Source organism: Lacinutrix algicola (assembly GCF_001418085.1).
Lineage (GTDB): Bacteria > Bacteroidota > Bacteroidia > Flavobacteriales > Flavobacteriaceae > Lacinutrix > Lacinutrix algicola.
In genome coordinates, this window is record NZ_LIQH01000041.1 from 50,408 (window position 1) to 63,512 (window position 13,105).

At 31.6% G+C, this 13,105-nt stretch carries 13 protein-coding genes; 4 read left to right on the forward strand and 9 right to left on the reverse strand.

All coding sequences use genetic code 11. The annotated features are described in order from the left end of the window. Positions 1–4 precede the first annotated feature (4 nt). Genes mutL through ASC41_RS14990 form a run of 4 tightly spaced genes read left to right on the forward strand, consistent with a single transcriptional unit; the run spans position 5 to position 4,523 of the window. Positions 5–1,861 (forward strand): DNA mismatch repair endonuclease MutL, encoded by a 1,857-nt coding sequence (gene mutL / locus ASC41_RS14975; RefSeq protein ID WP_055437472.1) that lies wholly within the window; start codon positions 5–7, stop codon positions 1,859–1,861. Beyond that, complete coding sequence (locus ASC41_RS14980; protein ID WP_055437473.1) at positions 1,861–2,616, forward strand: rhomboid family intramembrane serine protease; 756 nt, start codon at positions 1,861–1,863, stop codon at positions 2,614–2,616. The genes mutL and ASC41_RS14980 overlap by 1 nt, the downstream gene beginning before the upstream one ends. Continuing rightward, positions 2,616–3,500, forward strand: a complete 885-nt coding sequence (locus ASC41_RS14985) for a rhomboid family protein (RefSeq protein ID WP_055437474.1) — start codon at positions 2,616–2,618, stop codon at positions 3,498–3,500. The genes ASC41_RS14980 and ASC41_RS14985 overlap by 1 nt, the downstream gene beginning before the upstream one ends. Then, positions 3,501–4,523, forward strand: coding sequence for an endonuclease/exonuclease/phosphatase family protein (locus tag ASC41_RS14990; RefSeq protein WP_055437475.1), 1,023 nt, complete (start codon positions 3,501–3,503; stop codon positions 4,521–4,523). An 84-nt stretch (positions 4,524–4,607) separates the two neighbouring features. On the opposite strand, the gene ASC41_RS14995 is transcribed toward ASC41_RS14990, so the two are convergent. From ASC41_RS14995 to ASC41_RS15035, 9 genes are all read right to left on the reverse strand, one after another. Further along, the gene (locus ASC41_RS14995; RefSeq protein ID WP_055437476.1) at positions 4,608–4,919 is read right to left on the reverse strand and encodes a DUF6122 family protein; all 312 of its coding nucleotides are present in this window, start codon (positions 4,917–4,919) and stop codon (positions 4,608–4,610) included. After that, a complete protein-coding gene (locus ASC41_RS15000) occupies positions 4,919–5,536 on the reverse strand; it encodes a WbqC family protein (RefSeq protein WP_055437477.1) in 618 nt (205 codons plus the stop codon). Before ASC41_RS15000 ends, ASC41_RS14995 begins: the two co-directional genes overlap by 1 nt. Beyond that, a complete protein-coding gene (locus ASC41_RS15005; RefSeq protein WP_055437478.1) occupies positions 5,536–6,765 on the reverse strand; it encodes a tetratricopeptide repeat protein in 1,230 nt (409 codons plus the stop codon). The genes ASC41_RS15000 and ASC41_RS15005 overlap by 1 nt, the downstream gene beginning before the upstream one ends. Continuing rightward, complete coding sequence (locus tag ASC41_RS15010; protein ID WP_055437479.1) at positions 6,765–8,069, reverse strand: AAA family ATPase; 1,305 nt, start codon at positions 8,067–8,069, stop codon at positions 6,765–6,767. The genes ASC41_RS15005 and ASC41_RS15010 overlap by 1 nt, the downstream gene beginning before the upstream one ends. Positions 8,070–8,072: 3 nt before the next feature. Further along, the gene (gene lepB, locus ASC41_RS15015) at positions 8,073–9,794 is read right to left on the reverse strand and encodes a signal peptidase I (RefSeq protein ID WP_055437480.1); all 1,722 of its coding nucleotides are present in this window, start codon (positions 9,792–9,794) and stop codon (positions 8,073–8,075) included. A gap of 77 nt (positions 9,795–9,871) precedes the next feature. After that, positions 9,872–10,573, reverse strand: coding sequence for a 4-hydroxy-tetrahydrodipicolinate reductase (gene dapB / locus ASC41_RS15020; RefSeq protein ID WP_055437481.1), 702 nt, complete (start codon positions 10,571–10,573; stop codon positions 9,872–9,874). A gap of 97 nt (positions 10,574–10,670) precedes the next feature. Beyond that, a complete protein-coding gene (locus tag ASC41_RS15025; protein WP_055437482.1) occupies positions 10,671–11,285 on the reverse strand; it encodes a DUF5683 domain-containing protein in 615 nt (204 codons plus the stop codon). Further along, entirely contained in the window at positions 11,275–12,183 is a 909-nt protein-coding gene (locus tag ASC41_RS15030) for a ParB/RepB/Spo0J family partition protein (protein ID WP_055437483.1), read from the reverse strand. Before ASC41_RS15030 ends, ASC41_RS15025 begins: the two co-directional genes overlap by 11 nt. A gap of 5 nt (positions 12,184–12,188) precedes the next feature. Further along, on the reverse strand, positions 12,189–12,953 hold the full coding sequence (locus tag ASC41_RS15035) for a ParA family protein (protein WP_055437484.1): 765 nt from the start codon (positions 12,951–12,953) through the stop codon (positions 12,189–12,191). Positions 12,954–13,105: the final 152 nt, after the last annotated feature.

A 13,105-nucleotide genomic window follows, 5' to 3' on the forward strand; every position in this document is an offset into this window, starting at 1 on the left:
GTAAATGGCAGATATCATTCAATTATTACCAGATCATGTTGCAAACCAAATAGCCGCAGGAGAAGTTGTACAAAGGCCAGCTTCTGTTGTTAAAGAATTGCTAGAAAATGCTATTGATGCTGGAGCAACCACAATAAAACTTATTATTAAAGACGCAGGAAAAACACTTGTACAAGTTATCGATAACGGTAAAGGTATGAGCGTTACAGATGCGAGATTAAGTTTCGAACGTCATGCAACATCTAAAATTAGAACAGCAGACGATCTTTTTTTGCTAAATACTAAAGGTTTTAGAGGTGAAGCATTAGCAAGTATTGCTGCGATTGCACATGTAGAATTAAAAACAAAGCAAGAACACGAAGATGTTGGTACTTGCATAGAAATAGAAGGTAGTACCGTTAACAGTCAAGAGGTTGTGGTAACACCAAAAGGAACTTCTATTTCTGTTAAAAATCTGTTTTATAACATTCCTGCAAGACGTAATTTTTTAAAATCTAATACCGTTGAAACACGTCATATTGTAGACGAGTTTCATCGTGTAGCATTAGCGCATCCTAATATTGGATTTGTAATGTTTCATAATGGTAGTGAAACGTTTAATCTTCCAGATAGTAATTATAGACAACGTATTGTAAATATTTTCGGAACTAAAACAAACGAAAAATTAGTTCCTGTAGACGAAGATACCGAAGTACTTAAAATATCGGGTTTTGTAGGTAAACCAGAGTTTGCTAAAAAGACTAGAGGAGAACAATTTTTCTTTGTAAACGATAGATTTATTAAAAGTGCATACTTAAATCATGCAATAGGTTCTGCTTTCGAAGGACTTTTAAAAGATGGAGCTCATGCAAGTTACTTTTTAAATTTAACGGTGAATCCACAAACTATAGATATAAATATTCATCCTACAAAAACGGAAATTAAGTTTGACGATGAGCATACACTATATGCCATTTTACGTTCGGCAGTAAAACACAGTTTAGGACAGTTTAATATTGCTCCAGTTTTAGATTTTGATCGCGATGCAAATTTAGATACACCTTACAGCTACCAACAAAAAGGAGAGCCTTCTGTAGAAATTGATAGAAGCTTTAATCCGTTTAGAGAGGAAAAACAATTTAGTAATAGCGGAACTTCAAGTAGTAGTTCTTATAAAAAAACACCAAGTGCTAATTGGGAAAGTTTGTATGTAGGTCTAGAATCTAAAGGAACACAAACACAACAAGATTTTAGCGAGGTTGAATTTGAAAGTGCGACAAAAAATGAGTCGATTTTCGATAATGATAACCAAGTAGAGAAGAAGCAAAGTACCTATCAATTTCATAATAAATATATTGTAAGTACTATAAAATCTGGTATGTTATTGATAGATCAGCATCGTGCGCACCAACGTGTATTATATGAAGATTTCTTAAAGAACATGACGATTAAAGAGGCAATGAGTCAGCAATTATTGTTTCCGCTGCAGCTTCATTTTTCACCACAAGAAATTAATATTATAAATCAATTAAAAACAGATTTAGAACATACAGGTTTTATTTTTCAAACCATAAAAGAAGAGCTGGTAGAAATTTCGGGAGTTCCAGTAAGTGTTCCTGAAAGTGAAGTGTCTATTATTTTAGAACAGCTTATTAATGATGTAGAAAATGAAGTGCCAGATAGTAACTTTAGTCCAACAGATTTACTAGCTAAATCTTTAGCTAAAAGTTTGGCTATAAAAACAGGACAAAGCTTAACAATAATGGAACAAGAGCACTTAGTGAATTCACTTTTTGCATGTAAGGAACCTAACGTTTCACCAACTAATAGAACTACGTTTGTAACGATGACAGTAGACGAGTTGGATAAAAAGTTTGTATAATGATTAAGTTAACAGAAGTAATAAAGCATATTGTAATTATTAATGTTATATTTTTTGTAGCATCAATTACGCTTGGAGATACGACCTTGTTTAACAAATGGATGGTTATGTATTATCCGTTAAATAACGATTTCCATATTTGGCAGGTAGTAACACACCTTTTTATGCATTTGGACTTTATGCACTTATTGTCTAATATGCTATTACTTATTTTTATAGGGACGTTGCTAGAACGAGCGATAGGTAAAAATAAGTTTTTAATTCTATATTTTTCAGCAGGATTAGGAGCTGTAGTTTTAAGTGTTTTGGTAGATTTTATACAAATAGAGTTAGCAATAAACACATTAACTAATTCAGGTTTCAACAAAACAGATATAATGTCTACGCTAAGTCAAGGAAAGTATTATCCTGCTTGGGAGACAGTATTAACAGAGAACTCTTTTAAAAACTTAGTTACTAATTTTAACAAAATTAGTTTAGGCGCTTCTGGTGCAGTTATGGGTGTTGCTGTTGCAACGGCTTATTTGTTTCCAAATGTAGAGTTTATGCTAATGTTTCCTCCAATTCCTATTAAGCTTAAATACTTAGTTATGGCTTATGTAGCGGGAGATGTTGTTTCTGCAGTTTTAACAGGAACACCATTAGTAGGTTCTACAAATGTTGGGCACATGGCACACATAGGTGGCGCAATTACAGGATTTATTATGATGTGGTATTGGAAGAAACAACTAATCAAAAAAAATAGAGCTAATTAATGAGTTTGCTTTCAGATTTAAAATATAAGTATAATTTAGCGTCTGTTCACGAAAAAATAATTTTCGTAAACATTGGTGTTTTTGCTGTTGTAGCACTTTTAAATACCGTCTATTTTTTAGCAACAAAATCACATTTATTATTATTTCAAGATTATTTGGGGTTACCCGAAGATTTAAATCAACTTATATTTAAACCTTGGACGTTTTTTACTTATGCTTTTATGCATACTAGTTTTTGGCATCTTTTAGGAAACATGATTGCCTTGTATTATTTCGGACGCATCTTCTTAACTTTCTTTTCTGTAAAACAACTTATTAACTACTACTTTGTTGGTGGATTAGTAGGTGGTTTAGTATTTGTTGTCTCGTATAATCTCTTGCCTGCTTTGGTAGATGAATCTGCGATATTACTAGGTGCTTCTGCTTCTGTTTTTTCAGTTTTAGTTGGTGCAACTACTAAATCTCCAAACTATGTATTAAACTTGTTTGGTGTGTTTCAGCTTAAGCTTTGGGTGCTTACAGTATTGTATCTTATTTCATTTGTAGCTTTAATACCTTATGCAAATGCAGGAGGAGAATTATCTCATTTAGGAGGAGCTGTTTTTGGATATATTTATACTAAGCAATTAGAAAAAGGAAACGATATTGGGAGTTGGTTTGGTAATACAGTACATAAAATTACAACTTGGTTTAAAGCAAGTAAAAAAGGAAACCTTAAAACAGTTTATAAAGATAAATCTAAGGTAGGTGGTTATACTAAAGGTGAGTTTAGTGAGTTTAATAACCAAAAGAAAATAGATCTTATTTTAGATAAAATTAGTAAAAGCGGTTATGAAAGTCTTTCTGCCGCAGAAAAAGAATATCTCTTTAAAGCCGGAAAGTAAATGCGAAAATTAAAGTTTTTCGAAAAAATAATGTTCTTCTTCAACTCTGTTGTGGCATTTGTTTTACTGCTTTCTTATATTTTACCATTACTACCTCCAAAAACGTTTGCAGCGCTGTCTGTGTTGGGTTTAGGTGTGCCAATATTAATACTATTAAATGTTCTGTTCTTTGTTTATTGGCTAGTTAAAATAAAGAAACAATTGCTATTATCGTTACTTATATTAGCTATTGGATATTCTATTTTTGGTTCTTTGTATAAGTTTTCTGAATCTAAAACCATAGAGGACGAAAACAACATTTCTATTATGAATTTTAATGTGAGACTATTTAATCTCTATAAATGGATTCCTAATGACGATACCGAAGAGAAGTTAGTCGATTTTATAAAAGCTGAATTACCAGATATTTTAGCTTTAGAGGAATACCATCCACGGGAAAGCACAAAATTGTCTTTTTATAAGTATAAATATGAAAAGCTTTTAGGTAAAAAGAAGAACTACGGACAAGCGATTTTCTCTAATTATCCAATAATAAATTCTGGATCTGTAGAGTTTCCTAATACCTTTAATAATGCTATTTATATAGATATAGTAAAGGCTAAAGATACTATTAGAATCTATAATATACATTTACAATCGTTACGTATAGATCCAAAAGTTGAAAACCTAACGACTAAAGAATCTGAGAAATTATTTAACGGTGTTGGGAAAACATTTAAAATGCAACAGTCTCAAGTCGATTTATTTTTAAAGCATAGAAATAAGTGTAAATACAAAACAATTATTTGTGGAGACTTTAATAATACTGCTTTCTCTTATGTGTATAAACAAGTAAAAGGAGATATGTTAGATACCTTTAAAGAGGCTGGTAACGGTTTTGGAAGGTCTTATAACTTCAAGTTTTTTCCAATGCGTATCGATTTTATATTTGCCGATCCTGCTTTTAAAGTGAATGGTTTTAAAACTTATGATGTCGAGTATTCAGATCACTTTCCAATAATGACTAAGGTTAGTCTTGAGTAATTAATGTTTAGTTATCAGTGATTAGCTTGAATGCTCTTTATGTTAATCATTTGTAATTGATACCTTTTAGTTTTTCAGCTCTAGCTAAGACATCATCCAACAATCTACAGCATCTGCTAAAATATGAATACATAACCCTAAACCTATCCATCTTGTTTTCTTAGGAAACACTAAGAAAAAGTACAACGGAATTAAATAGTAACTATGTAAAGGATGAAAATTTATACTACAACGGTTGGCTTCGAATATTGGATTTGCGAGTAAATGATCTAAGTCTATTAACATGCCTAAAATCATAATTAGATAAGCCTTTTTCCATTGTGGTTTAAAGAAATATAAAGCTACAGCTAAGGGCAGTAAAAAGTGAATACCATAATGTATAATACTTTGGTACATTACAGAATGTTTTGAGATTCTAAATAGCTAATAGTATTAGGGCCTTCGTTAAAAAGCAAATCTAGGATACTTAAATTATTAATATAGCCATGTTTAGTGTAAAAGACTTGGTTGTAAGGTTCTAAAGCAATAATATTTTCTTTTTTAGCATTTACTAAACCTCTATAGTCTTTTGTGTCTTTAGGTTCTCTTTCAAAAACTTCGGTTTTAGTAATGTTTATTTCAAGCTGAAGACATTCGCAAATAACTTCTAAGCACTTCATATTAAAATCTAAAATACTATTAAATTTTTCTGTAAAAAGTGGCTGTAATTCGTCTATATAATATTCGTAAAATGGAGACGTTCTGTAAGCAGATTCTAAAGATTTCCAATGGTTATCTTGCCATTTATAATCGTTAGCAATTTGTACTTCACTGTATTTTTGTCTGTTTTTCTGACTAAAAACAACTGGGACACTTAATTGTAATTTACCATTAGCAGCATAAATATAGCTACGGTTTCTATAGGTTTGTTTTTGGTAATTATCCTGAGTTTCTAAAACAACATGATCAGCTTTTGTAATGGCTACAAAAGTTGCAATGGTTGGAAAATAGGTTGGATGTATAAGTATTGTCATTATTTTATTAAAAAGCTGCCTAGCCAAGTGTAGGCAATAAATAGAACGCCAACTGCTGTTGCAACTGTACCTAAAGGAAAACCTAAAGCGGTACCAAAAGCTGCTATTAATAGCATGGCTATTCCATAAATGTAGTTAATAATTTCAGACCTATCATTATCTGATAAAGCAGCACGTGTTAAAGGCAATATTGCAGCTAAGCATGCTGCACTAATAAGTGCATAAAGCGGATTGTTAAGTATGAAATAGACTCCAAAAAACACTAATGAACTCACTAAAAGCCCAAACATAATTTGTCCGCTTAACTTGTCTTTTTTATCTAAAAGGTATTTTCCAAATTTATCAAACAGTAAAATCATATTAGATAAAGGATCCATAATCCAACTGCCTAAAGCAAATAATAAGTATGCAATTATTAATGGAATTGCCATTATTGTTAGTCCGCTTGCCGATAATAATTTTAAGGCAACACGATAGGCAATGTATAAACCTATTATAAATATATATTGGTTTTTTTGAGACTTGTTACTTATCCAAAAAGAATATCTTAAATACAGATTGTAAATCTTGTTTTTAGATTTCATAGCAGCTAGCATTCCGCTTCTAGCATAATCTAAATTGGGATCTAACATTAAAGCCTCCTTAAAGTGGTTTAAAGCTTCCTTAGGTTTGTTACTTTCCAGGTGAGACCATCCAACATTAGCATGAGAATAAGCATTTTCTGGGTTGTCGTTAAGAAGGTTTTCTATGGATGAAGCTGCTTCATCTTTTCGGTTTAATTTAGTAAGTGCTGTTGTTCTTGCGTTTAAGCAAAAAGAATTTTTAGAGTTGATTCTTAAGCCTTCGTTTGCAAAATCTAAAGCACTTTCAAATTGCTTGGTATTAATAAGGATGTAAGACTTTTGTCCAAAATAGTTTTCGTTATCTGGATTTATTTCAATGGCTAAATCAACGTTTTCGTTTGCCTCTTTCAATCTACCTTCGTGAAGGTGAATTTGAGATAATAAAAAGTATATCTCCGATGCGTTAGGATAAATTTTTCTTAAATCTGTAATTACAGTAAAAGCTTTGTCGATATCATCTAACTGAAAGTAGCATTGTGCTAAAAAGTATTTGGCATCAAAATCTTCAGCATTTTCTGTTAAAGCATTTTGAAAATACGGTATAGATTCTTTAAATCTTCCTAATTCAAATAATTGCAGACCTCTTTGTAAATTAGGACTTTCCATTATTTTTTTATTTTCAAGTAAGTCAAAATATCATCGTATAAACCAGAATCGTTAGAATATAGAGCATAGTTTTTAGCTGAACTAAACCATTCTTTAGTAGAAGGTTTCATTTTACTAAAAGCTTTAGTAATATCTTTTGTTTTTAAAGGTTTTGGAATACCGTCTTTAAAAGATTCTAATAACTTTTGTTCTATAGCAATATCAATACTAGATTTAATATCTGCACCAGAATATTCTTTACTTTTTTTTGCTAATTGCTTTAAGTCAATATCTTCTGTAGGTTTTCCTTCTAACTGTATTTTAAAAATAGATTCTCTAGCTTTATCATCTGGAGGCGCTACAAAAATAATACGATCAAAACGTCCTGGCCTTCTAAAAGCAGGATCTATATACCAAGGCGCATTTGTTGCACCTAAAACAAGAATACCATCGTTGTCTGAATCTATACCATCCAATTCGGAGAGAAATTGATTAATAACTGTACGTCCTGCTGTTTTATTAATATCGTTTCTATTGGCGCCTAGAGCATCAATTTCATCTATAAAAATAACACAAGGTTTGTTTGCTCTTGCAGTTTCAAAGATTTCATGAAGATTCTTTTCAGAGTTTCCCAACCACATATCTAATATATCATTAATCCCAATATTTATAAAATTGGCATCAATTTCTCCTGCTGTTGCTCTTGCAATGTGCGTTTTTCCACAACCTGGAGGACCGTAAAGTAAAATACCACCTCCAATTTTTTTTCCGTAAGCTTTATATAAATCTTTGTGGAGTAGTGGTTTTATTATTTTTAAATCTATTTCTTCTTTTACATTTTCCATACCACCAACATCGCTAAAATTAACGTCTGGTTTTTTTAGCATGGAAAGTGCATCTTCGTCAATAAAATTGTCAACTTCACTAGTAACTGCAAGTTTAAAAACCGATTCGAAATCAGGATTATAATATGTATTATCTATTTCTAAAATCGTTTGATAAATAGATAATGCTTCGGCATGATTTTCTAGCTTTAGTAAAGCACTACAATACAATTCTAGATGGTCTATGTCATTGCTGTTTTCTGTAAGTTCTTCTAGTATAACTTCGGTTAAATTATACTTTTCTTGATTGTAATAGCATTTGGCTAATAAATACTTGTAGGCTTTCTTATTGTCTCTGTCTAATAGAGAAATAAGGTGTTTTTCAGCTTCAGTATAATTAAAACTATTAAGATAAATCTTTGCGATTTGAAAGCGTAACTCGTTGTTTTCTGGCGAAAATTCAAGTGCTTTTAATAAGCTTTCTAGTAACGAATTATCCATAGTTTATTTTTTCTTGCGCTTTCTAAAGCGGTTAAATCCAATTATTCCAGCAATTAAAATTAACACAGGAATTAAGTAAGATGTTGTTTTTCCAGTGCCATGTACGGTCGTAAATAGTCTATCCCAACGTACTTTCTTTTTAATAGTATCGAAACTCATCCATACTAAAACAGGCTTACCAACAACGTGATCGAAAGGTACAAATCCCCAATATCTAGAATCGATAGAGTTTTGTCTGTTATCTCCCATCATCCAATAGTAATCTTGCTTAAAAGTATAACTTGTAGCAACTTCACCATTTATTAAAATTTGGTTACCGCGAGACGTAATTGTATTTCTTTCGTATTCACCAATTACACGTTTGTATAATGGAAAGTTTTTTATAGTTAAATCTAAAGACTCTCCTTTTTTAGGAATGTAAATAGGTCCAAAATTATCTGCTGTAAAGCTGTATTCAGAATCTTGAGGAAATAAACGAGAATCTGGCGTTTCAGAGTTTACTTTTTCTACAGAAATAACAGTAGGATCTTTAGCTACTTTAGCAGCAAGTTCTTCCGTCATGTTACCAATATAGTTGGTATTTGCAACAGACATTTTTAAACGGTTAAAAAAGCGTTGGTTTAATCTACCAGAAACTTCTGTTCTTAGCGAGTCTCTTTTAATAATGTTAAGATTTACATCGGTACTAGCGCTTATAAAATCTTTTATTTTTGGGTCGTCTAAGTATTTGTTTTCTATGTAATACGTTTCGTTGGCACTACTTTCTGTGATTTCGTATTTATTAAATAACGTACGAATATCTCCACTAGTTTTTACATTATAAAAGAACTGTAAACGTGCGCGGTCTGGTAATACATTTTTCTCACCGTTAATATAAACGTGTCCTTCTCTAAGTTCTAAATTATCTCCAGGAATACCAACACAACGTTTTACTAAGTTGGTTTTCTTGTCTATTGGTTTATAGTAATTTCTATCTGGTGTAAAATCGTTCATGTCCAACAACGTATCTGCTGGCTGATTGAAAACAACAATTTCGTTGCGTGTTATATTTTGGAAACCTGGCAAACGCATATAAGGCAATTGCAGTTTGTTTTTCCATGAGGTGTTACGTTCTTCATATTTATCGTCAAATAAATACGATTTCATTTTTGTCTTCGGAATAGAATCGTGAACCATTGGTAAAGCAACCGTTGTCATTGGTACTCTTGCACCATAATGAAACTTACTTACAAATAGAAAATCACCAACTAATAATGTTTTTTCTAAAGAAGATGAAGGAATAACAAATGGCTGAATTAAATACGTATGTACTATAGTTGCTGCAACAACAGCAAATAGGATAGAGCTTATCCAATCGCCGGCGCTAGTTCTTGCTTTTAAACTACGGTCTTCAACATAATTTACTTCTGCAACATAGTTTAAATAAAAGTTATAGAAACCTAAAGTTACTATTGCTAAAATGGTATCTAATCTAGAGTTTTTACCAAAACTTCTAGCTGTTTCTACCCAAATTACAGGAAACATAATTAGGTTTACAATAGGTAAGAAGAGTAGGATAGTCCAATACCATTCTCTATTAATTATTTTCATTAAAATAACAGCATTGTAAATGGGAACAAAGGCTTCCCATGCTTTACGACCTGCTTTTATATATAATTTCCAAGTAGCTAATCCATGAATTAATTGAATAATCAAGAAAAATATAATCCATTGTGTTCCGTCCATAATCTATATTTTGTACTAATAGTTAATAAAACCTATTAGTGATATTGCTTTCGCAAATGTTACATTTTTATTTTTAGTTAACCAATATTTAACACATCTTTCATGGTAAAAACGCCTGTTTTACCAATAAGCCATTCGGCAGCAACCACAGCACCTAAGGCAAAACCTTGACGACTGTGTGCTATGTGTTCTATCTTTATAGTATCTACTTCACTTTTATATGTAATATTGTGTGTTCCAGGTACATTTTCAATACGTTTGGCAGTAATAGGTAGTACGTTTTCTTCATTACCATCTAATTTCCAAGACTTAAATTGGTTGTGGTTTTCTACAATAGCTTCGGCTAAAGAAATTGCTGTTCCGCTTGGTGCATCTAATTTTTGAGTGTGATGTATTTCTTCAAGATCAACATTGTAATCTTTTAAAGCAGACATCATTTTTGCTAGTGTTTTATTTAATTCGAAGAATATATTTACACCTAAACTAAAATTTGAAGCATATATAAAAGCACCATTTTTTTGCTCGCATAAATCTATAATCTGGTTATAGTCTTCTAGCCAACCTGTAGTTCCAGAAATTACAGGAATATTATTATTAATGCAGTTAGAAATATTACCAAAAGCAGCACTTGGTACACTAAAATCTATAGCTATATCTGCCTTTGTAATATCGTTAGTTACGGTTTCAGATGTTTTAATAACAATCTCATGTCCACGGCTTAAAGCAATGGTTTCAATTGTTTTGCCCATTCTACCATAGCCTAGTAAAGCAATTTTCATTAAAAGTTGTTTTTAAATCCCATTGAAGAATGGAGACTGTTTATTTTATGTTTCTAAATTTTACTTTAGTAAAAATAGAATTAATTTTACTAAATGCTTAATTCAATTTTAAGCTCATTGTTAAACCAAAGGATCCTGTTTTATCGAATTCATCAATTTTATAATGTGGTTTTAAGCTTAAATTCTCGTCTACATTATATTGTAATAAATGCGCATCTACATTGGCATCTATAATATTTAAAGCATATAAACCTATAGTTACCAATAGTGATAACTCTTTGTTAGATTTAAGTGTTTTTTGAGCTTCAATCAAACCATCATCAGTTAATCGGTCTTGAAATTCATCGTCTTCAAAACCTGCTAAACGGCGTTTGTATGCATCACGCACGCGGTTGTATTGTTTGTTGTTATCAATGTAAAAATAAATACCAGTTCCAAGAGCAGCATAAACAATAGGTATTTTCCAATACTTTTTATTGTAAGCTTGACCTAAACCAGGCAAAACAGCAGAATAAAATGCAGCTTTTGCAGGACGTAATGGGTCTATTTCTTTACGTACCAATGCAGAATCTGCTGGTACAATAACTAAGCCCTCTACGTTTTCTGTAGATTCAGGTTTTTTATCTTCTGCTTTTTTCTCTTTGCCTTTTTGCGCTGAAGCGGAAAGACTAAGCAGTAAACAAAAGAAGGATATGAATAGTTTATTTCTCACCTTCAACTAACTTTTTAATACGGTTAAAATCTTCTTCAGAATGAAAAGGAATTGTTATTTTTCCTTTACCATTACTAGCTACTTTAACGTCTATTTTTTGTCCAAAGTATTCAGAAAAAGCGGCTACTCCTTTTTTAACAAACTTTGGCAATTCTTCTTTTGTTGGTTTTTTAGGTACAACAACTTCGTCTGTAGCATTATAATTTTTAACTAATGCTTCTGTATCACGAACCGATAATTTATTGGCTAATATTTTCTCGTAAATATCTAATTGAATGTTTTGGTCTTCAATATTAATAATGGCACGACCATGTCCCATAGATAAAAAGCCATCACGCATTCCTGTTTGAATAATGGGATCAAGCTTTAATAAACGTAAATAGTTAGCAATTGTAGAACGTTTTTTACCAACACGCTCACTCATTTGCTCTTGTGTTAATTGAATTTCGTCAATTAAACGTTGGTAGGATAAAGCGATTTCAATAGGATCTAAATCTTGACGTTGGATGTTTTCTACCAATGCCATTTCTAGACTTTCTTGATCGTTTGCTATACGTATGTATGCAGGTATAGTTTGTAGACCTATAGATTTACTAGCACGAAAACGACGTTCTCCAGAAACCAATTGGTAACTTTCAAAACCTAGTTTTCTTACTGTTATAGGCTGTATTACACCAAGTTCTTTAATAGAAGATGCTAGTTCGCGTAACATTTCTTCGTTAAAACTGGTACGTGGTTGAAACGGATTCATTTCAATACAATCCAATTCTAATTCCACAATATTACCAATAACTTTATCTGCATTTTTATCTTGTACAGATTGTATATCGTTACTTGGGTCTTTTAATAAAGCCGAAAGGCCTCTACCTAAAGCCTGTTTTTTTGTTGCCTTCGCCATTTTGCTTAGGAGTTTTTATTTATTACTTCTTTTGCTAAACTTAAATAATTTGCTGCACCTTTACTAGACGCATCATAATTAATAATATTTTCACCAAAACTAGGTGCTTCACTAAGCTTAACATTACGTTGTATTATGGTTTTAAAAACCATATCGTTAAAATGTTTTTGCACTTCTTCTACCACTTGGTTAGATAAACGTAAACGCGAATCGTACATGGTTAATAATAAACCTTCAATATCTAATTCTGTATTGTGTATTTTTTGAACACTTTTTATAGTGTTTAATAACTTACCTAAACCTTCCAGTGCAAAATACTCACATTGTATAGGTATTATTACAGCATCTGCAGCTGTTAAAGCGTTAAGTGTTAGTAAACCTAGAGAAGGCGCACAATCTATAATTATAAAATCGTAGTTGTCTTTTACCTCTTCTAATGCTTTTTTAAGCATGTATTCTCTATCCTCTTTATCTACAAGTTCAATTTCTATGGCAACTAAATCTATATGCGCAGGAATAATGTCCAAGTTTGGTGTATCGGTATGCATTATTGCTTCTGTAGCAGAGTTTGTATGCTCAAAAAGTTGATAGGTTCCTATCTCTACACTTTCTACATCAATACCTAATCCAGAAGTCGAATTCGCTTGTGGATCTGCATCAATAAGTAATACTTTTTTCTCTAAAACACCTAAGGAAGCTGCTAGATTTATAGAAGTTGTAGTTTTTCCAACTCCTCCTTTTTGATTGGCAATGGCAATTATTTTACCCATTAATTGATTTGGTTTTATTAGAGAACTTTAATTTAAAAGTCCAGATGTAAAAATACAATTATTTATGGGTTTAGAAAATGGAAGTTGTTAACAGTTGATTAAACTTAAAATAGTATTTTGCTTAAGTTGTTTAATAACACATATTGCCACCT